Annotated in this window: 20 protein-coding genes; 13 read left to right on the top strand and 7 right to left on the bottom strand. The window is 44.4% G+C overall.

Annotated features, from left to right (window positions below; genetic code table 11):
• Positions 1 to 56 precede the first annotated feature (56 nt).
• Positions 57 to 905, bottom strand: coding sequence for a metallophosphoesterase (locus MHH50_RS29895; protein WP_340033803.1), 849 nt, complete (start codon positions 903 to 905; stop codon positions 57 to 59).
• A 108-nt stretch (positions 906 to 1,013) separates the two neighbouring features.
• Here MHH50_RS29895 and MHH50_RS29890 point away from each other — a divergent pair, with 108 nt between their 5' ends.
• From MHH50_RS29890 to MHH50_RS29880, 3 genes are all read left to right on the top strand, one after another.
• A complete protein-coding gene (locus MHH50_RS29890) occupies positions 1,014 to 1,835 on the top strand; it encodes a methyl-accepting chemotaxis protein (RefSeq protein ID WP_036682244.1) in 822 nt (273 codons plus the stop codon).
• A gap of 82 nt (positions 1,836 to 1,917) precedes the next feature.
• Positions 1,918 to 2,196 carry a hypothetical protein gene (locus MHH50_RS29885; protein WP_038573810.1) on the top strand — a complete coding sequence of 93 codons (279 nt, stop codon included), beginning with the start codon at positions 1,918 to 1,920 and terminating at the stop codon, positions 2,194 to 2,196.
• 139 nt (positions 2,197 to 2,335) lie between these two features.
• The gene (locus MHH50_RS29880) at positions 2,336 to 3,457 is read left to right on the top strand and encodes a nitric oxide synthase oxygenase (RefSeq protein WP_340033802.1); all 1,122 of its coding nucleotides are present in this window, start codon (positions 2,336 to 2,338) and stop codon (positions 3,455 to 3,457) included.
• 124 nt (positions 3,458 to 3,581) lie between these two features.
• On the opposite strand, the gene MHH50_RS29875 is transcribed toward MHH50_RS29880, so the two are convergent.
• Positions 3,582 to 4,223 (bottom strand): helix-turn-helix domain-containing protein, encoded by a 642-nt coding sequence (locus MHH50_RS29875; RefSeq protein WP_076105092.1) that lies wholly within the window; start codon positions 4,221 to 4,223, stop codon positions 3,582 to 3,584.
• A 187-nt stretch (positions 4,224 to 4,410) separates the two neighbouring features.
• On the opposite strand from MHH50_RS29875, the gene MHH50_RS29870 reads away from it, so the two are divergent.
• Positions 4,411 to 5,163: an SDR family NAD(P)-dependent oxidoreductase gene (locus MHH50_RS29870; protein ID WP_038573803.1), complete on the top strand. Its 753-nt coding sequence runs from the start codon at positions 4,411 to 4,413 to the stop codon at positions 5,161 to 5,163.
• A gap of 163 nt (positions 5,164 to 5,326) precedes the next feature.
• Entirely contained in the window at positions 5,327 to 6,742 is a 1,416-nt protein-coding gene (locus MHH50_RS29865; RefSeq protein ID WP_076278256.1) for a hypothetical protein, read from the top strand.
• 67 nt (positions 6,743 to 6,809) lie between these two features.
• On the opposite strand, the gene MHH50_RS29860 is transcribed toward MHH50_RS29865, so the two are convergent.
• Positions 6,810 to 8,300, bottom strand: a complete 1,491-nt coding sequence (locus tag MHH50_RS29860) for a peptide MFS transporter (protein WP_340033800.1) — start codon at positions 8,298 to 8,300, stop codon at positions 6,810 to 6,812.
• A gap of 255 nt (positions 8,301 to 8,555) precedes the next feature.
• On the opposite strand from MHH50_RS29860, the gene MHH50_RS29855 reads away from it, so the two are divergent.
• From MHH50_RS29855 to MHH50_RS29840, 4 genes are all read left to right on the top strand, one after another.
• Positions 8,556 to 8,912: a nucleotide excision repair endonuclease gene (locus tag MHH50_RS29855; RefSeq protein ID WP_036682230.1), complete on the top strand. Its 357-nt coding sequence runs from the start codon at positions 8,556 to 8,558 to the stop codon at positions 8,910 to 8,912.
• 134 nt (positions 8,913 to 9,046) lie between these two features.
• A complete protein-coding gene (locus tag MHH50_RS29850) occupies positions 9,047 to 9,712 on the top strand; it encodes a glycosyltransferase (RefSeq protein WP_175617270.1) in 666 nt (221 codons plus the stop codon).
• A gap of 208 nt (positions 9,713 to 9,920) precedes the next feature.
• Complete coding sequence (locus tag MHH50_RS29845; RefSeq protein WP_239498760.1) at positions 9,921 to 10,610, top strand: hypothetical protein; 690 nt, start codon at positions 9,921 to 9,923, stop codon at positions 10,608 to 10,610.
• Positions 10,611 to 10,615: 5 nt separating this feature from the next.
• A complete protein-coding gene (locus MHH50_RS29840; RefSeq protein WP_076124117.1) occupies positions 10,616 to 11,869 on the top strand; it encodes a polysaccharide deacetylase family protein in 1,254 nt (417 codons plus the stop codon).
• Positions 11,870 to 11,885: 16 nt separating this feature from the next.
• Here the strand turns inward: MHH50_RS29840 and MHH50_RS29835 are convergent, their stop codons facing one another.
• Positions 11,886 to 12,944, bottom strand: coding sequence for an endonuclease/exonuclease/phosphatase family protein (locus MHH50_RS29835; RefSeq protein WP_076191625.1), 1,059 nt, complete (start codon positions 12,942 to 12,944; stop codon positions 11,886 to 11,888).
• 155 nt (positions 12,945 to 13,099) lie between these two features.
• Between MHH50_RS29835 and rlmN the strand changes: the two genes are divergently transcribed.
• The 4 genes from rlmN (at position 13,100) to MHH50_RS29815 (ending at position 16,325) form a co-directional block, all read left to right on the top strand.
• Entirely contained in the window at positions 13,100 to 14,170 is a 1,071-nt protein-coding gene (gene rlmN / locus MHH50_RS29830) for a 23S rRNA (adenine(2503)-C(2))-methyltransferase RlmN (RefSeq protein ID WP_036682223.1), read from the top strand.
• A 79-nt stretch (positions 14,171 to 14,249) separates the two neighbouring features.
• Positions 14,250 to 14,537, top strand: coding sequence for a DUF6509 family protein (locus MHH50_RS29825; RefSeq protein WP_036682221.1), 288 nt, complete (start codon positions 14,250 to 14,252; stop codon positions 14,535 to 14,537).
• A 222-nt stretch (positions 14,538 to 14,759) separates the two neighbouring features.
• Positions 14,760 to 15,239 carry a transcription elongation factor GreA gene (gene greA, locus MHH50_RS29820; protein WP_036682220.1) on the top strand — a complete coding sequence of 160 codons (480 nt, stop codon included), beginning with the start codon at positions 14,760 to 14,762 and terminating at the stop codon, positions 15,237 to 15,239.
• A gap of 156 nt (positions 15,240 to 15,395) precedes the next feature.
• Positions 15,396 to 16,325 carry an AEC family transporter gene (locus MHH50_RS29815; RefSeq protein ID WP_076181882.1) on the top strand — a complete coding sequence of 310 codons (930 nt, stop codon included), beginning with the start codon at positions 15,396 to 15,398 and terminating at the stop codon, positions 16,323 to 16,325.
• Between the two features lie 4 nt (positions 16,326 to 16,329).
• On the opposite strand, the gene MHH50_RS29810 is transcribed toward MHH50_RS29815, so the two are convergent.
• The 3 genes from MHH50_RS29810 to MHH50_RS29800 form a co-directional block, all read right to left on the bottom strand.
• A complete protein-coding gene (locus MHH50_RS29810) occupies positions 16,330 to 17,172 on the bottom strand; it encodes an aldo/keto reductase (RefSeq protein ID WP_076278257.1) in 843 nt (280 codons plus the stop codon).
• Between the two features lie 58 nt (positions 17,173 to 17,230).
• Positions 17,231 to 18,439 (bottom strand): MFS transporter, encoded by a 1,209-nt coding sequence (locus tag MHH50_RS29805; RefSeq protein WP_076124110.1) that lies wholly within the window; start codon positions 18,437 to 18,439, stop codon positions 17,231 to 17,233.
• Positions 18,440 to 18,649: 210 nt separating this feature from the next.
• Positions 18,650 to 19,162, bottom strand: a complete 513-nt coding sequence (locus MHH50_RS29800; protein WP_254848697.1) for a hypothetical protein — start codon at positions 19,160 to 19,162, stop codon at positions 18,650 to 18,652.
• Positions 19,163 to 19,313 lie beyond the last annotated feature (151 nt).

Below are 19,313 nucleotides of genomic sequence, written 5' to 3'. Positions count from 1 at the left end.
TAGATATGCAAAAGGTATATACTTTTTAACCATTTTGTACGATTAAGACACTAGCATTAAGAATGTAAAGTAATTACGGTGAGCTCGGGGCGACAATTAAAACGAACAGGCATACGAGTTACTCCTATCCCGCGAGTGGTATAGACCTGAAGTTGGCTGTTGGGCAGTTGATATAATCCACTTGAATATTTACTTCCGTGAGGCGGGGTATATAAAGCTCCGACAAATGGAAGCCGCACTTGGCCTCCGTGACTATGGCCAGACAATTGCAGATCTATAGGCAGCTTGCAAAAGTCATCGGCGAAATCAGGTTCATGGGCAAGGAGAATTGTGCAAGCCTCTTCCGGGATATGAAGCAGCGCTTGGGCGATGTCTGCTTTTCCGACCCAAGGATCATCTATTCCGGCAATATAGAGCTTGTCCGTACCTTGGGTTAGGACGATATGTTCATTATGGAGCACGTGGAAGCCCGATTGTGTTAGCCCTTTCGTTACAACCTTTCTGGTCCCAAAAGCATCATGATTGCCTAATACGGCAAATTGTCCAAAGGGAGCCCGCAACTGAGAGCACAAGGCTACGGCTTCTGAAATATAATCGGCTGAATGATCTAACAAATCGCCGGTGAAGCAGATCAGATCTGGCTTTACCTGTTGAATTTGTTGCGCTAGCTCCGTTAAAGCTTGCGGCTTGGAATATACCCCCTGATGTAAATCGCTAAAATGAACGATACGAAATTTATCGAAGGCTGGAGAAAGTCTAGGGAGTGTAATATCTACGTATTTGATTTCCAGCCAGTAGGGTTCGATCCAATGTGAATAGATACCGGATGCACCAGCTGTTCCAAGAAGGCCTAGAGTTACTTGAGCGCTTTTCTGTAGAAATTGTCGTCTGCTAATAGTATTCATAAACAAATCATACGCGGGGATTGTTACTCTACTATGACAATATTCATTTAATAACCCATTGTGACGATAAAACTACATATACATTTTTTTTATATGGGAGATGAAGAGATGAGTATTATCGATGCCTTAGTCCTCGCAGCACCTTATTTCAAAAAGATTCACTCGCAGGATATTATGATTGGAATCACGGACAGGGAGATCTTCCATTATTACGCACCGAGTAAAGTTATTGATCTCGGATTGGTTAAGGGTAACCCTATCCCGCCTGAAGATCTGTCGCTTTCAAATGGACTGAAAGGTATAGCAAGCTCTAACCGAATCCCAGCAGAAATTTATGGAGCTCCTGTAATCTCAACATGTGTACCTATCTACGGAACGGATGATGATGTAATCGGGGTTTTTGCCATTGCCTATACACTAGAGAACGAGAATAAGCTTGAAGGATTCACAGATGAGATTAATGAGATAAGCAGTCATCTAATGGAGATGGTGCAGAGCGTAGCTGCCCAATCTCAGGAATTATCAGCAACCTCGCAGCAAATATTAGATAATACGCGTAGAGCCGTAACAGAATCACAAGAAGTGAATAAGGTTGCCGGCTTCATTCGTGAGATTTCTGAGCAGACGAACCTGCTTGGGCTGAATGCGGCAATCGAAGCCGCGCGTGTAGGAGAGCAAGGGGCAGGTTTTGGGGTGGTTGCTACGGAAGTACGCAAACTGTCCGTTAACACTAAAGAAGCAACCCATAATATTGAAAAATCACTGAGTGATGTTCAAAAGTCCATTAAGCAAATGGAGCAAGAAATTGAAGCGATCTCTGCTTCTTCACACTCACAAGCAGAATTGGTCACTGAATTCAGCGGTGTCATTGAGCGCCTGAATAAAGCGAGTAATGAAATGACGTCCTTTATGCAATCCATTATCCAGTAGATATTGAGAATGCATAAGATGACTTCACCCAAACCATGCTAGAAGAGAACAGGCGCATTTCAGAAGGGAGCGTATTTCATTTATGAAACAACCCGATTCCAGTCTGCAAGCGAATGACAATGTAACTCAAGCCAAAAATTCTTTGGGCAAGCTTCATTTCTCTGTCTCTCAGGCACTTAGTCATCCAACAGAACAGACTTTGGCACAGGCTGAGAACCGCCTGGCACATACTGAGCAGGCGATTCAGCAAGCTCAGGACTGGCTAGGTCCTCAAGGTGTGGAGTTGGCTGAAGAACTGTTGACCGAGGATAAGAGCAGACTTGCCTCATTGAATAAGCAAGGGAAACGTTCAGAGCGCTAAATGTTCCTGCCACAACCTGTGAAGCTCCAAGCTTCACGGGTTGTTCTTATGCGCTTTTCCCTGAAAGATGTGGCATAGGAAGAGGGATGTTATACTGGATTGAGAGTTTAAGCAAGGGTTTAGATGGGGGATAAGGGATATGAATGGCAAGCGCATCGAAGAATTAACCCGGCAGGCGGAAGCTTTCATTCGACAATGTTACGCTGAACTAGACAAGTCTGAAGCCGAGACGGATCATCGCATCCTAGCCGTACATGAGGAAATTAACCAATCAGGCAGTTACACACATACAACGGAAGAATTAGCGCATGGTGCAAGAATGGCCTGGCGCCATAATAGCCGCTGCATTGGGCGTCTTTTTTGGCAATCCATTGAGCTAATCGATGAACGTCAAGCAGAGACTGAGGAACAAGTTGCTGAAGCGTTGCTGCGACATCTGGAAAAGGCGAACAACGGAGGACGTATTCGTTCACTCATCACGGTCTTCCGCAGCGGAGAAGATCCGAATCAGCGGATTCGGATCTGGAACCACCAATTGATTCGTTATGCCGGTTATCCTGGCGGTGAAGAACACGGACGTGCAGGCGATCCGGCATCGGATGAATTCACAAAAATGTGCCAGCAACTAGGTTGGCAAGGAACGGGTGGCGATTATGATGTGTTGCCGTTAGTGATAAGTATTGGCAACGGGCATCCCTACGTTTTCCCTATTCCTGATCACTTCATTCAGGAGGTACCGTTAACACATCCTGAAATTGAACGTTTTGCTGAGCTTCAGCTCCGTTGGTATTCTGTACCCATTATCGCGGACATGCAGTTGGAAATTGGCGGTATTCTGTACACGGCTGCTCCTTTTAACGGTTGGTACATGGAGACTGAAATCGGCTCGCGTAACTTGGGGGATACCGGACGATACAACACTTTGCCAGCTATAGCTGATGTGATGGGACTGGATCGCTCCAGCAACACAACGCTTTGGAAGGATAGGGCGCTTCTTGAGCTGAATCGCGCAGTGCTGCATTCCTTCAAGCAAGCAGGTGTCAGCATCGTGGATCACCATACAGCAGCAGATCAATTTGTTCGATTCCAGCAACAGGAGAACGAGCAGGGGCGCCAAGTCTCAGGGCGCTGGTCCTGGTTGATTCCGCCTATGTCACCCTCGTCTACACCGATTTGGCATGATCGTACGTTAAAAGAATATGATTTCAGCCCTCGTTTTCTTTATCAACAATCACCCGTCGCAACCTGCCCATTTCACTAGCTAACGAAGGCAGTATTTAGGTCGCAACTTGAATCTGGATAGAGGCAATTTCCTTGGAAATGTCTCTTTTTGTTTTGACTATAGAAAAAGCGCCAAGTTCCCCTCCTAAGGAAACTGGCGCTTTTTAGGCTTTTAAATGATCCAGAAAAATTTGTTTAAGCAGCTCAAGCTGATCGTCGGAGTCTAGATCCGATTCCAGCAGGAGAATGTTTTTTTTCATCGTTAGTTTTCTGGAAAAGAGGGCAAAGCTATTCATGAGCGTAATTAAGGTCTCTTTTACGGGGAGACCCGCACGAATAGAGCCGTCTTCTACCCCATTTTGAATGATCCTGGAGTATTCATGCCAAATTTTGCGGTTGAGTGCATTGAAACTTAGAACATCCTCAACAGGTTCACTTGAGTGTGAGGCGTAGCTTTCGAAATTGACCATAAAAATAATACTTAGATGATTTTGATCCTGAATAAAAAAATCAAATAATTTCTCGATTTGTTCAAGACAAGTAAGGGGCAAGTCCGCTACGTATTTAAAATGATCGAGCATAGGCTCCAGCATTCGGGTGGCTACAGCCACTACGAGTTTTTCTTTTCTGGGAAAATAGCGAAATAACGTCGCAATCCCGATATTGGCTTCGCTTGCGACATCTTGCATCGTCGACTTTTCGATTCCTTTTTGTGATAATACTCGTTCTGCGGATTCGAGGATCGTAATTAATCGTTGCTGTTTACCATCGGATCTTTCTTTTTCGTATCGTGTTTTAGGATTCATGAGGGCTAGACCCTTCCATTTTTTGATTGGGATTTTCAATTATTAGTATTATATCCACCGTTTATTGGATTAAGCAAGGAGTGGTTGTAGTTCTTTTGCAAAAATGATATGATGTATATCACAGTGATAGTGTGACTATCATCACTCAAATATTATATCACAATATGATTATAGAGGAGACCTAATTATGAATCGTCTAACTAATAAAGTAGCAATTATTACAGGTGCAGGCAGCGGCATGGGCCGTGAAGAAGCCCTTTTATTGTCCAAAGAAGGTGCTACAGTTGTAGCCACTGATATTAACGAGGCTGCCGTACAAGCAGTTGTGAAGGAAATTGAAGCAAATGGTGGTCAAGCAGCAGCTTATGCACATAATGTGGCTTCCGAAGAAGACTGGATCAAGGTTGTAGAAGATGTGATTAGCAAGTTCGGGAAAATCGACATTTTGGTAAACAATGCAGGGATCTCATTCCCGGTTCAATTGCTCGAATCCACTGTTGATCAATGGAACAAGGTAATGAACATCAACGTGAGCAGCGTATTCCTTGGCATGAAGCATGTTGTTCCTCAAATGAAGAACAATAAAGGTGGTTCCATCGTTAATATTTCATCCATCGCAGGTTTGACTGGCAGCAGCGGTGCTGGTGCTTATACAGCTTCAAAAGGTGCAGTTCGTATGCTTAGTAAAGCAGCAGCTGTAGACTTTGGTAAAGATAACATTCGTGTGAACTCTGTTCACCCAGGATTTATCGAAACCCCAATGAGTGCTGAATTTGTAAATAACGAAAAAATGCATAGCTTCTTTATGTCTCAGACTGCGCTGCCACGTGTTGGACGTGCTTCTGAAGTAGCTGAAGCTGTATTGTTCTTGGCTTCTGATGAAGCTTCTTACATTACAGGTGTTGAGCTGCCGGTTGATGGCGGAGTTGTAGCTAAATAATAATCTCTAATTAAGAAACATTAAGAAGCCGTCCCATACGTAGATTTTCTCTACGCGCGGGACGGCTTCTTTTGCTGTTTTAGGCCCATTTCTACTGAACATTAGCCTACACCCCTGCATACCATATAGCACTCGGATAGTAGGAGAAGGGTGTGGTGCAGAGATGGGCATCCAGTTAACAGCGCTCCATTATGTATATCTGGCATTTATCGTATTTATAATGGCACTTCTGATCAAGAGACGGGACACAACGATGATCTGTATTGCGGGCATCTTTGTACTTGGGTGGTTAGCCACAGAAACTGTCAGTGGTTCGGTCACAGGTGTATTCAACTCTTTTGTATATGCAACCAAGGAGCTAATGGGTACGATCATGATTATTTCGATCATAGTAGCCATGAGCCGGGTATTAACACGCACGGGGATTAACGAAATCATGGTTGCTCCACTTACCCGCTTTTTGCGCACACCGTTCATAGCCTTTTGGGGGATCGGTCTGATTATGATGGTCACCTCATGGTTCTTCTGGCCTTCACCCGCAGTGGCCTTGATCGGGGTTGTGCTGCTGCCGGTTGCCATTCGAGTGGGACTGCCGGCTCTTGGAGCGGCGATGGCAATGAATTTATTTGGCCACGGGATTGCGCTCTCAGGTGATTACATTATTCAAGGTGCACCTAAACTAACAGCAGATGCGGCCGGACTTCCGGTGACCAGTGTCATGGAGGCGAGTGTTCCGCTTGTAATTGTTATGGGCGTGGTGACTACGATAACGGCGTATTGGATGATGCGCAGAGATCAGAAGAAGGGAACTTGGCGAGACGGTCTTATTGCCGGGAAAAGTGCCGTGAGTGCGTTATCTGCAGAGAATGATACGGCAGAAGATCCAGCGGTGATTCATCCAGCATTGAAACAATGGCTGGCCATCGCCATTCCCATCCTGTTTTTAGCCGATGTAGCAGGCATGTTTCTGCTCGATTTGCAGGGTGGAGACGCAACTGCCTTAGTTGGTGGTACTGCGGTGTTCATTCTGGTTGTAGTAACCTTGTTGGCACATCGTAATAAAGGATTGGAGCAAGTAACTACTTATCTGATTGATGGACTTACGTTTGGCTTCAAAGTATTTGGTCCTGTGATACCGATTGCCGCTTTTTTCTATCTGGGGGATTCGGCGTTTGCTGAATTATTCGGCAAAGTGCTGCCCGCCGCATCTCAGGGGATTGTAAATGATCTAGGGGTCGCTCTAGCTCATAACGTTCCTCTGAACGGTGCAGTGGGTGCTGTGACCGCAACTATAACCGGAGCCATTACAGGCCTAGATGGTTCAGGGTTCTCGGGCATTTCACTTGCCGGGTCTATTGGGAAATTGTTTGCGGTGGCCACACATTCCGATGCGGCGACTTTAACTGCGCTGGGTCAGGTAGCTGCCATTTGGGTGGGTGGAGGCACGCTGATTCCGTGGGCATTGATTCCGGCGGCTGCTATTTGCGGAGTAAGCCCCTTTGAGCTGGCAAGACGGAATGTTAAGCCTGTATTGATTGGGCTGGTAGTCACGACGATTGTCGCCATGTTTCTGGTGTAGAGGTTGGATAACTATAGGAAACCAAAAAAAGGCTGCCGAGAAGATCTCGGGCAGCCTTTGGGTGTCTTTAATGTATCCCTTTCATAAAATTCTGAATTTTGGAAGAGAATAGGAAGAGGATAAGCGCAAGGATAAGGGCCACTCCACCAATTACTCCAAAGTACATCATTTCGGTATCCGGGGTATAGAACTTCACAATTTGAGCATTAATTGCTTGAGCAGCGGCATTCGATAAGAACCACATACTCATCATTTGAGCGGTAAAAGCCGCCGGTGCCAGTTTGGTCGTTGCTGATAAGCCCACAGGGGACAAGCATAACTCCCCGATTACGATGATAAAATAGCTGAGTACCAGCCATAATGGATTCACAAGTGAATTAGCTCCACCGAAATAAGCAGGTACTAGAATCACCAAGAAGGATAAACCGGCAAACAATAAACCAAGCGAGAACTTTTGCGGAATCGAGGGTTGACGGTTACCGAGCTTTAACCACAACCAGGCAAATATAGGTGCAAGAGTGATAATAAACAGCGGGTTAAGCGATTGGAACCAAGCAGGAGAAATGTGTAAGCCTGCAAAATCCAATTGGGTCCGTTTATCAGCAAAACTAGCAAGAACTGTAGAAGTCTGCTCTTGAATCGCCCAGAACATAATCGATGCGATAAATAAAGGAATGTATGCGAGAATTCTTGACCGTTCAACGGCTGTTGTTTTGGGACTGCGGTACATCATAATGAAATACATCGTAGGAATAAGTAAGCCTAATACCCCTACTATTTTTATTAATGTTTCAAAGGTAAGCACTCCGGTAAGAATGCCGATCGTAATCAAAATCGCAAGTACAACTAATCCTACACCAATCCAAGTAAAGATCTTTTTCTTCTGATCTGCAGGAATAGGGTTGTGTACAATCGTACCGGCCAAACCCAGATTTTTTGTGCGAGTCATAATATAAACGACTAGTCCAACAAACATTCCGACTGCGGCAATCGAGAAACCTAGATGGAAATTATTCATGCCTACTGCGCCAACAATTAGTGGGGAGAGAAATCCTCCCAGGTTAATACCCATATAAAAAATGCTGAAGGCAGCGTCACGGCGGTTATCCTGCTCGCTATAAATTTCGCCGACAATACTTGAAACATTGGGTTTCAGTAGACCCGTTCCGAGTACGATTAAAACCATCGAAGCAAAAAACAATGTGGTATTGCCTGGAATAGCCAGTAGTATATGCCCGAACATGATTAAAACGCCGCCGTAGAAAACAGCCCTCGAAGTCCCGAGGAGCCGATCCGCAAGCCAGCCTCCAATGATCCCTGACATATATACAAGCGAACCATAGATAGACATAATAGAAAGTGCCATATCTTCACGTAATCCGAGACCGCCTTGGCTCACTTCATAATACATGTAGTAGACAAGGATAGCTCGCATGCCATAATAAGAGAAACGCTCCCAAAATTCTGTGAAGAAAAGGGTGAAAAGTCCCTTAGGATGTCCGAAGAAACCCTTTTGCGGGACGCTATCTACTATTTTTTGCCGGTCTGTTACTGCCATGAATCAAATCCTCCTAGATGACAAATATCTATATATCATGATGCAAACGCCTCTATTTTATTTATAATCCTCTACTGTCTAAGACCGCAACCCTTGGGCAGGAAGGTTTTGAATAATGCCATATTTTTTAGTAATATTTCCATTAGATCAATCGAACTTGCTTTTATTGTATTTATTTGACTGCGCCAGATTGAATGGTCTTACTTAGCGATTTATGATACTATTTACTCCTATATAGAAAGAGGACGTGAGCTAATGATCAACATAACGATTCCAAAAGCGGATGTTAGTATTACTAAACAAATTAACCCGCAGTTAAGCAATATTTACGGATTTACGGACTTTCACCTGATTCCGAGAGATTACGGCGGTATCTTTATGTTCTACAATGATCAGGATGAGTTGTTGTTTGTAGGTAAAGCGAGAAAGCTAAGACCAAGAATTAAAAAACATTTTGAAGACACCGTATCTGACATCAAGCAACATCGGGACGAGGTCACCAGAATTGATGTGTGTTTGATCGAAAGTCCAGTTCATAGAGAGATCTACGAAACCTATATCATTAATGAACTGAAATCTAAATACAACGTAGATAAAGTGATGTTTAGATAAAAGTAAGACCCAGGCACCGTCCACGTGATGGTGCTTTTTTGTGTTCTGAGAATAGTTGCGAATGAAATGGAAGTAAAGGTGCACAATATACAAGATATTCAAATCCATCACTGTTCACAAGGAGATAGGTCATATTGAAAAATAAGTATTTGATGTTGAAGCTAACCTTATTGTGTATGTTTCTGGTTGTAAGTGTTACACCTACAATTGCCGATGCTGCAGCAGCTAAAGAGAAAAAGAGCTCCCACAAGCAATGCTTAACCCCCTCCGTAATTGAGCTTAAGGATAATCTTAGGAAGTTATGGATCGATCATGTGGTATGGACAAAGAACTACATTGTTAGCGCCTTTGCAGATTCTGAGGACAAGGATAAGGTACTGGCAAGGCTGTTACAGAATCAGCAGGACATAGGGGATGTCTTTAAACCGTATTACGGTGAGGCAGTTGGAGATAAGCTGGCTCAATTATTGCGGGAGCATATTCTTATTGCCGGAAAAGTTCTAGGTGCTGTAAAGGCTGGAAATCAGGCCGATGTGGAAAAATACAATAAAGAGTGGTATGCCAACGCTGATGACATTGCCAAGTTTCTTAGTAGCCAGAACCCCAAATATTCTTATGAACAATTAAAGGAAATGCTTCATGAACATCTGGAATTGATTACTGATGACGTGACAGCTAGAGTTAAAAAGGATTGGGATGCCGAAATTGCCGCATTTGATAAAGGGCTGGAGCATATGATCATGTTCGCAGATATCTTAACCGAGGGATTGATCAAACAATTTCCCGATAAATTCAATTGAAATCAAAGCACCCGAAGGGGTGCTTTTTTTATTTTGCAGAAGAGAATAGGTCTTTAGGTGCATTTCAGAAAGTTAGATATAAAGGCTCACTTACATACAAGATAAGTAAACTATAATAGACTCGTGGGCACTCGACATTTTTTGACATTTTTTTATAATTGAGGTGATAAAATCGATGATTTCCCCCTTTTTTAAAAAGAAAGATTCAGTGGATAAGCAATCCAAGTCGGATATGGTTCAAAAGGTACAATTATTAGATGAACAGGTCGAAGAAATAGAAGAAAAGACCTCGGACGAGACTTTAGCTGGATTGGTTACTACAGGCAAAGCTCAGCTTGATAAAAAATCACTCGATTTGATCTTCTCCGTGGAGCAGATTATTCAGGCCAGACAACATGCGGAGACCAATATTAATGAGCTTCAGGATCGGTTAACCCATTCCAGCAGTCATGTGGAGCGCTTAAACCGGGATATGAAGAACCTCAATAAGGTTATTGAGGAAAGAGAAAAGAATGTCCGCGAGCTTGAGCATAAGTTGATTGAGAGAAATTTGAAGGTCGATCAAGTGCTGGAGGATTACCGGGAGCTTCAAACTACGCTCACAGCTGAGATTGAGGAATTGAAGAGTACCATTGAGCTGGAGCAGCAAAAATATGTAAATCTGATTCAAAAACATAACGAAGCCCATGCAGAGAAACTCAAAAAGATGAATGATCTGGAAGAGAAAATCGGACGGGTTGAGATTGAGAATGCACATCTAAAACAAAAGTACGATACGATTCGCCAAGAAAAGGCGTATCTCTCGGGTATGATCAGCGATTTCACCAATCGGATGACGGTTCCTTTTGGGAGTGGCAGTAGTCTGACGGATCGAAACGATGGAAACGGAGATACATAGGATTCATGGCATCTAAGGAACCGGACACCATTCTAATGATTGAGTTACTGTCGCTTGAGCATGAACAGGCCGGTTATCAGATTGAGGTAGGTCTAACCCGTAATGTTGGGTACGCAAGAAGCAAGCTCACCATAGATGAATTTACATACGAACAATTGAAGGCGCTAGGTCCCTTTTCCGGAGGGAGAATGAGATTGTCGCTGTATCCGAAGTGGGATCCGTTTCGGAATAGTTACTACAGCACGCTGATTATAATGAACAGAGCTTACAGCGAAACATTGTATTTTGCCTGTTCTGAAAATTATGTAACCCAACTTCTTCAATTAAAGCAGCAGGACTATCCTCAAGTAGAAGAGGAGAGGGTAGTTCAGACCATGCTTCCCTCTACAGAACCAGGGCATAGGATAAGCAGAAAGAAGACCAAACGAATTGGACTGGTTGCACTGCTGTGTCTCATGTTCGCTTGTTTGATATTTGTGTTACCTCTGCGAATGGATGGACAACTCGTAGATAGTGCTGAAGCGCTGGAGGAACCCGTATTAGGGGCCGACTCTGAGCCATTACTTTCGGTACCGTTCGTTACCCTAGCGCAGACGATATCGGTTCATAACCAGCAAGCTGAGCCTACACCAGAACCTTCAGTCCCTCCTCAAGAACAGACATTACCGTACGAAAAGTATGAATTACCCGAGAATGAATTTTTGTATAGTTTGCCGAAGGGTTATGTTGCCTTGTCATTTGATGATGGACCGTCAAAGTATACGAAAGAGATCGTAGATATTCTAGTAGAACATAAGGTGGCTGCCACCTTTTTATTCATTGGGAATAAGGTAGCTCATAATGCGGAAGCCGTTAGGTATGCTAATGAGCATAAGATGTCGGTTGGGAGTCATTCGTGGGATCATAGCAAAATGACTGCTAATGGCGTTGAGGAGAACCGGAATAACTTGGCGAAGACTAATCAGGCGCTGGAGGAAATTACACAATCACCGATTACTATTTTTCGGCCGCCATATGGGGCGATCAATGACAAGTTAACCGCCAAGGTGACGGAACAGCAGATGAAGGTATTATTGTGGAATCGTGATCCCGAGGATTGGAACGTCAAGAACCCAGAGGATATTCTTCAATATGTTCATCATGCCGATCCGTCCGGCGGAGTCTATCTATTTCACGAAAAGAAGATTACTGTAGAAGCTTTGCCCGCTATCATTAAGTATTTCCAAGAGAAAAACCTAAAATTTGTTGTTTTTAAATAGAATCAGAGAATCCATGTTATTGCAGAATAAAAGTGGCTGTTACAGGGTTGTGATCACTGTGTTCGAAGGATAACTCATGACCCTGTACGCCGCTTATGCTGACGTTTGGTGAGACTAGGAAGCCATCAATCACTGCGCGGAAATTCACACCTTCTGAATAGGCAACATCGAGCGTCCGGACGGAGGGTACCTTGGCATCTACAGCCCACTGAAAGCCCTGTTGAAAATGTTCAGGGAATTCCTGCAGCCATTGCGGCCAATCCTGCGTTGTCTCGAAAGCATCAGGAGCTGTACCCGGAAGGGAATGGTTCCAATCTCCCCCTAAGATGAGGTAATTCCCTTTGTCATTCTCCTTCTTGATATAAGCCGATAAATACTCCAATTGCTGTTTGCGAATCGTTCCGCCTTGGTCAAAGGCTGATAAATGAAGATTGACTAGAATCAGTTCTTTTCCATTATCAACGGGGAATCTGCTCTCCACAAAAGCACGGTCGAGATCAAATTGTTGGCGGGGCCAGGTTTCTTTGCCCGGGAGATCATATCTAATATTACTTGTGCTGTTAAAACGGGATAAAGTTAATAAACCGCTGTTCACCGAGCCCATCGGATCAAGAACAGGAAGCGGTACCCAAGGTACCTTGTAGTTGGTCGCGAAAACATTGCTGTAATCAGCAAATTTATTCGACAAGTAAGAGACTTCATCTATACCGTTGCTACGGGAAGAATCGATGTCGACCTCCTGCAGCATGAACAGGTCCGAGTCTGTAACTGTCATAAGGGACGCTACGGCCTCAAGGTTTATCTTCGTTTGTTCCCTACTGCTTGAGCGTGACTTTGTTCCGCCATCCATAAAGAAATCTTGGCCTTTATCCAACCCGGCGTAGCCAATATTAAAGGTAGTTACAGAAAAGGACTCTCCCTGCTTCATTACTTGCTGCGGATTATTGTTTACAGTAAGTGTAGTAATCTCCTGTGGTTTATAGTCAGTGAGAGTAATATACACTAAAAAACCGCCAAGGATTAGAACGGCAGCTAGAAGGGTGAGGCTGATTGCTTTTATTCTTGTTGAACCCATATGATTCCATCGCTCCTTAGATACATGTTCATAGAACAGACTTTAATGGTGTAAACTTCGACACAACCCAATAACTCCCCTTGTTTTAATAAAAAAAATTTGAGACAATGAGTAGTGATGGTCTGAACTTTAACGTTTTGAAAAGAGGATAACGAATGAATATAGAATCCATTTATGGATTAACTTTTGATCAACTGGCGGCATGGCTGTTAGAACGTGGACATAAAAAGTTTCGGGCTACGCAGGTCTGGGATTGGCTTTATCGGAAGCGGATTACAGACTTTTCGGAAATGCTCGATGTAAATAAAGATTGTGTAGAATTATTAGAGCAGAATTTTGTCATTCATACCTTGGAAGAACATGTGAAGCAGGAATCTGCGGATGGGACGATTAAGTTCCTGTTCCGCCTAAAGGATGGCAACCTGATCGAGACCGTGCTTATGAGACAGAAATACGGCTTGTCTGTATGTGTAACCACGCAAGTGGGCTGCAATATCGGCTGCAGCTTCTGTGCAAGTGGGCTATTGGCGAAGAGCCGGGATCTCTCCAGCGGAGAGATTGTGGAGCAGATTATGAAGGTCCAGCAGCATCTGGATGCGGCGAACCTGGATCAAAAGGTCAGTCACGTCGTAGTGATGGGCATTGGCGAGCCATTCGATAACTTCAAGAACCTGCTCGATTTCCTGGCGATTGTCAAAGATCACAAGGGACTAGCAATTGCAGGTAGAGGGATTACCGTATCAACGAGCGGATTGGCTAACAAAATCGTTGAATTTGCGGATGCGAATACGCAGGTGAACCTGGCGGTTTCTTTGCATGCCCCTAATAATGAACTGCGGACGCAGATCATGAAGATTAACAAGGCCATTCCAATAGAGAAGCTAATGGAGTCTATAGATTATTATTTGGAGAAAACCAAGCGGAGAATTACGCTGGAATACATTCTGATGAAGGATGTAAACGACGGCAGAGAGCATGCGCTTGAGCTGGCCGAGCTGATTGGCGATCGACGCCCGCTCGTCAATGTGAATTTGATTCCTTATAACCCGGTGGATGAACACAGCCAATATCAAAGAAGCGAGCGGGAGACGGTGCGGGCCTTTTTTGATACCTTGAAGAAGCAGGGTGTCAGCGTAAGCACTCGTCTGGAGCATGGTGTGGATATTGATGCTGCCTGCGGACAGCTGCGAAGCAAACAAATCAAGAAATCCAAAGCCATGGCTTGACGGACTACCTCGACAACAATATGTTACTTTTTGTGATACAATGACGTGGCAGGTATTAGGAAAAGAGGTTGATTGAGTTATGTTGACATTTACGGGCTACAATGTGGAGAATGTAAAAGATCCTTTCGGTATACTAACCGGTAAACGGTATGAATTTGTCGTTCAACTGGACGTTCCAGAGGATGATGAGCTGTATGTAGAGAACGGAGTATCCGCTAGAGCGATTATTAAGGTGGATGAAGATCAAGTCAGCATCGTAAGTTATGATCTACAGGAGACAACTTCAGGTCAACTGCTCGATTTCGATATGGAAGAGGACGAGGAAGAAGCGTTACTCCTTTTTTGTAAAGAGCATTTGCCAGAATAATTAAGCAGCATTGACCTCCTTGCCCAATGTTCCATTGTGGCAGGGATTTTTTTAAAATATAAGCATTTATATGTTTTGTACTTTAAAGTATCTTTATATTTCTACGAGAAATGGTTGTCGTCCTTTAAGGACGACAATGTTGTTTCTTCTTGTAAGATCTTTCGCAAGTTTGGGATATATCGGTTAAAATATTATAAAGCATCCAAAATAGGAGTTGTATACATGTCTAATGAAGAAGTGTTCTTGACCAAAGAAGGGTTGGCTCAATTAGAGGAAGAGCTGAAGGAATTGAAAGGCGCAGGGCGTAAGGAATTGGCCGCACGGCTTAAATTGGCGATCAGCTATGGAGACTTGAAGGAAAATAGTGAGTACCATTCGGCCAAGGACGATCAATCGTTCATGGAGACTCGTATTATGATTCTGGAGAAAATGTTGACCAAAGCCAAGATCGTGGATGAGAGCCAAATGGATCTGTCAAAGGTTAGTATGGGTTGTATTGTTATTCTGAATGACATCGAATATTCGGAGAAGATCGAATATAGAATTGTTGGAGCTGCTGAGGCAGATGTTCTTAATAACAAGATTTCCTATGAAAGCCCGCTAGGCAAGGAATTGCTGGGTAAAAAGGTCGGCGATATTGTTAGTGTAAATGCACCGATGGGCATCATTAAATATGAGTTGCTTGAGATCAAAATGATGTAACAATATACCGAAAAGCTCCCAACCCTTTGTAAGGGTTGGGAGCTTTTTTGCTGGTATGATAGGTTTTGGCTATGAGATATATTGATTTCATATCTTAGACGTTCTGCGCTGTTACGCTTATAGTTTGAAGTAACCTACAGCAGAGGAGTTCTATTCATGATCCAAAGTGTGTTATCGACGTTATACCAAGTCATCGTGCCTTTGTCCATTCCTGTGATCGTGGGTGCGCTACTTGGGCGGTTTAAGAATCTGGATACGAAGCCGTTATTGACGCTTTATCTATACTTTTTAACGCCGGCAATTATTTTAAATACATTGGCTACTGCAGAGATATCCATGGATGATATTTATAAGACGCTCGCCTTTTCGCTTCTAAATCTAATCTTCTTATGGGCGATTGCGAATATAGTCGGCAAATTATTGAAGCTAGATCCATCCGAAGTATCCGGTCTGACCTTGATTTCAACGTTTACGAATAGCGTGAATTATGGACTTCCGCTGGTGTTGCTAGCTTTCGGACAGCTTGGTCTCGATAAGGCCTCTGTATATGTGATCGGACAGATGATTATCGTGAATACGATAGGCGTTTATTTTGCAGCAAGATCTCAGTTCTCGGTAAAAAATGCAGTAAAATCGGTCTTTTCACTTCCTGCCATTTACGCAGCTCTGTTGGCCCTTCTTCTCCGTATCTTTGGCCTGCATTTGCCTGCAGAGGTGGCTACAGGGGTTGCCTTGGTAGCTGGAGGATATTCACCGGTGGTACTGGCGATCCTTGGCGCACAGATGGTTAAAGTGAGAAACATGCCATCCGCACGCAAGGGTCAGTCTACTTTTTGGACTGGGCTTTCGATTCGATTAATCTTAGCGCCGCTAGTGGCTTACCTCGGATTATCGATCCTGCAAATTACCGGAACCTTGTTCTCTGTGCTGCTGATTTTGGCTTCTATGCCAGTTGCCGTCAACGCCGTCGTGCTAGCCGAGCGTTTTAATGCCTCACCGGAGCTGGTATCCAAATGTATTTTGTGGACGACGCTTGCTTCGTTTCTCGTGTTGCCGGTGCTTATAGTGTTAGTGCAAGGTGCGTAATCCCTTAGAAATCAAAATGATCTGGGTCTGGACCTACCCGCTGATCTTGGTTGAGAGAGTTAATTAGAGTCATATCCTCGTCAGATAATTTGAAATCAAACACGTCTACATTTTCGACGATCCGGTGTTCTTTAGTAGACTTAGGAATGGTGATAATCCCCCGTTGCAGGTCCCAACGGACAATAACCTGAGCGACGGATTTGTCATGTTTGACGGCAATTTGTTTCAGTACAGGCTGATCGAACAATTGACCTTGCATTAACGGAGACCAAGCTTCTAATTGGATTCCTTGCTCTTTGCAGAAGTCGAGCAGCTCTTGCTGATTCAAATAAGGATGTAATTCAACTTGATTGACCATCGGCTTAATCTCAGCATCCTTCAGTACATCTTCAAGATGGTGAATCTGGAAGTTGCTGACCCCAATGGCTTTTACCCGGCCCTCTTTATACAACGTTTCAAGCGCTCTCCAAGACTCTTTATATTTTCCTTTTACAGGCCAGTGAATAAGGTACAAATCCAGGTATTCAAGTCCGAGTTTTGCTAAGCTAGCCTCGTAGGCGGCAATGGTTTCTTCGTAGCCCATATCTGCGGTCCAGACCTTTGAGGTTACGAAAAGCTCTTCTCTGGACAAGCTGTTCTCTTGCAGAGCCTCTTGGATGGCTTGTCCCACGCCTGTTTCATTCTCATAAATTGCGGCAGTGTCAATGCTGCGGTAACCGTGTCTAATAGCCGATTTGATCGCTTGTATCAGTTCTGCGCCTTCTTCCACTTTAAATACGCCAAGCCCTAGCCAAGGCATATTTACACCGTTGTGTAATGTAGTTGTATCCTGTAGATGTTGAGCCATAATAAAGTAACCTCCTAAGATATTTAAAAGTTTGTTTGGGTTGTTAATGGACTGCTCTTTAAGCAGCTTTAGTCTGGAGAGGAGCCTCATCTTTCTTCTCCAGAGCACGGCTCCATGCCGTCAGTATTACTGCGGACAGAACCATGATGGCACCTACCCAAGTGGTATGAATCAGTCCCATATGATCTGTGACGATGCCGCCAAGGTACGCACCAATGGCAATACCAGCGTTAAAAGCAGCAATATTTAATGCAGAAGCTACATCTCGTGCACTTGGCGCATATCGATCTGCAAGCGTAACAACATGTACTTGCAAGCCGGGCACGTTCATGAAAGCTAACAGTCCCATAAAGAAGATCGTAATCAGTGCGGCAACCTTGTAAGGTGCGGTAAAAGCTAAGACAAATAAGACGACAGCTTGGACTGCAAACATATAGAATAGAGCATTCATCGGTTGGCGGTTGGCGGCTTTACCTCCAATCACGTTCCCGATGGCAATCGCAATGCCGTATACAAGCAAGATTACGGCGACTGTATTCTCTTTGAAGCCGCTGATCTCATGCAGAAGGGGCGATAAATAAGTAAAGACTACAAATGTGCCCCCATAGCCCAAAGCCGTAATCGCGAAGGCAAGCAGTAAACGCCCATTGGTGACCAGCTTAACTTGCTCACGAAGGGGTGTATGGGTACCTTTGCGCAGCCCGGATGAAGGAACAAGGATCAGATTGCCGATGAGTGCTATAAGCCCGATAGCAATAATAGCAACAAATGCAGCACGCCAGCCGAGTTGTTGGCCAAGGAACGTACCTAGCGGAACGCCAGTAACAGTAGCTACTGTAAGTCCAGTGAACATGATGGCAATGGCACTGGCCTTACGATCCTCAGGCACGAGGTCGGCGGCAATAGTCGAAGCAATCGACATGAACAAGCCATGGGCCAGAGCGGAAATTACTCTCGCGATTAACAGCAGTGTAATTCCGTCCGCAGCCGCCGCAAGACTATTGCCGATAATAAAGACGATCATAATGCTTAGCAGTAAGGTTTTGCGCGATATCGACGTGGTTAGCGACGTTAAGATGGGTGCGCCAAAAGTTACTCCTAAAGCGTATAAAGTAACGGTCAACCCGGCTGTGGTTACCGGTATATGCAGATCCGTGGCGATTAGAGGCAGCAGCCCCACACTGATAAACTCAGTGGTACCAATCGCAAAGGCACTAATGGCTAGAGCTAAGAGCGCCAAGGTGCTTCTTTTTTTATCTAAGGACATTTCTTTCACTCCTACGCTGTGTTAATCACCGGCCGGTAAGTGCTATTATGAAGAGATCTGTCCATTAAGTATAGTACGTACTTTAAAGTGCTATAGGTACTAAAAAGTACCTATAGCGCAACTCGCCAAACCGCAAAAAGCATGGGCACCCTGATCTCGTCAGGTTTGCCCATGCTTTTTTGCTATGCTTGTTATATAGTCCCAATAGGGTTAACTAGACCGTTGTTTGAGGTGGCGCCGTTTAGTTGTGCCTTTGTTAGTGGCGTGCCCACCCGATCCTCCACCAACCGCCTGCTGTTGTCTTGTTCCTGGGCTTTCAATAGCGGAGTTTGTTCCACCGGTGCTGAACGTTCCGCCTCCGCTTGCTACCTGAGTTGCGGAGGCATTCTGGCTCCGTTTAGGCAGTTTAACCGTCTGGGTATTGATAACGACCACAACTTCTTTGCGATACGGATATAATAAGAGGGGCTTAGCTTTGCCGCGTTTGTAGCCCCCGCTGCCTAGGTTAGTCGCATCACCGCCTGCGCCGACACTTTGTTGTTGGCGTGTATAGGGAGAAGCAATGGCGGCATTATTGCCGCTTGCGCTGCTGCGCCCTGCACCGCTTGCAATTTGTGTAGTGTTGGGGGCGTTCGTATATTGATTGTTGATGACAAAGACTAATCTGTCCACTCCGTGGAGTGGGGTCCTTGTAATTATGCGCCGTTTTCCTTTTTGAATAATGACAACGATCCGGTCTCTTTTATAGGCCACCCATATTCACTCTCCCATACTTTGACTTCATTAACATTAATGCAGATGGGGGGAATAAGTGATGAATACGGGCGATCTATCTCGAAAAACAATCATTTGCCTAAGTTAGCTGCCTACTAAA

It is taken from the genome of Paenibacillus sp. FSL H3-0302, from assembly GCF_037982245.1.
Classification (GTDB): domain Bacteria; phylum Bacillota; class Bacilli; order Paenibacillales; family Paenibacillaceae; genus Paenibacillus_AQ; species Paenibacillus_AQ odorifer.
The sequence above is the reverse complement of the archived record's forward strand: the minus strand, read 5'-3'. Positions and strand labels throughout refer to the sequence as shown.

Excerpts from the sequence above, each read along its gene's own strand:
- MHH50_RS29895 (WP_340033803.1), bottom strand. The coding sequence starts at position 905 with ATGAATACTATTAGCAGACGACAATTTCTACAGAAAAGCGCTCAAGTA.
- MHH50_RS29890 (WP_036682244.1), top strand. The coding sequence starts at position 1,014 with ATGAGTATTATCGATGCCTTAGTCCTCGCAGCACCTTATTTCAAAAAG.
- MHH50_RS29885 (WP_038573810.1), top strand. The coding sequence starts at position 1,918 with ATGAAACAACCCGATTCCAGTCTGCAAGCGAATGACAATGTAACTCAA.
- MHH50_RS29880 (WP_340033802.1), top strand. The coding sequence starts at position 2,336 with ATGAATGGCAAGCGCATCGAAGAATTAACCCGGCAGGCGGAAGCTTTC.
- MHH50_RS29875 (WP_076105092.1), bottom strand. The coding sequence starts at position 4,223 with ATGAATCCTAAAACACGATACGAAAAAGAAAGATCCGATGGTAAACAG.
- MHH50_RS29870 (WP_038573803.1), top strand. The coding sequence starts at position 4,411 with ATGAATCGTCTAACTAATAAAGTAGCAATTATTACAGGTGCAGGCAGC.
- MHH50_RS29865 (WP_076278256.1), top strand. The coding sequence starts at position 5,327 with ATGGGCATCCAGTTAACAGCGCTCCATTATGTATATCTGGCATTTATC.
- MHH50_RS29860 (WP_340033800.1), bottom strand. The coding sequence starts at position 8,300 with ATGGCAGTAACAGACCGGCAAAAAATAGTAGATAGCGTCCCGCAAAAG.
- MHH50_RS29855 (WP_036682230.1), top strand. The coding sequence starts at position 8,556 with ATGATCAACATAACGATTCCAAAAGCGGATGTTAGTATTACTAAACAA.
- MHH50_RS29840 (WP_076124117.1), top strand. The coding sequence starts at position 10,616 with ATGGCATCTAAGGAACCGGACACCATTCTAATGATTGAGTTACTGTCG.
- MHH50_RS29835 (WP_076191625.1), bottom strand. The coding sequence starts at position 12,944 with ATGGGTTCAACAAGAATAAAAGCAATCAGCCTCACCCTTCTAGCTGCC.
- rlmN (WP_036682223.1), top strand. The coding sequence starts at position 13,100 with ATGAATATAGAATCCATTTATGGATTAACTTTTGATCAACTGGCGGCA.
- MHH50_RS29825 (WP_036682221.1), top strand. The coding sequence starts at position 14,250 with ATGTTGACATTTACGGGCTACAATGTGGAGAATGTAAAAGATCCTTTC.
- greA (WP_036682220.1), top strand. The coding sequence starts at position 14,760 with ATGTCTAATGAAGAAGTGTTCTTGACCAAAGAAGGGTTGGCTCAATTA.
- MHH50_RS29815 (WP_076181882.1), top strand. The coding sequence starts at position 15,396 with ATGATCCAAAGTGTGTTATCGACGTTATACCAAGTCATCGTGCCTTTG.
- MHH50_RS29810 (WP_076278257.1), bottom strand. The coding sequence starts at position 17,172 with ATGGCTCAACATCTACAGGATACAACTACATTACACAACGGTGTAAAT.
- MHH50_RS29805 (WP_076124110.1), bottom strand. The coding sequence starts at position 18,439 with ATGTCCTTAGATAAAAAAAGAAGCACCTTGGCGCTCTTAGCTCTAGCC.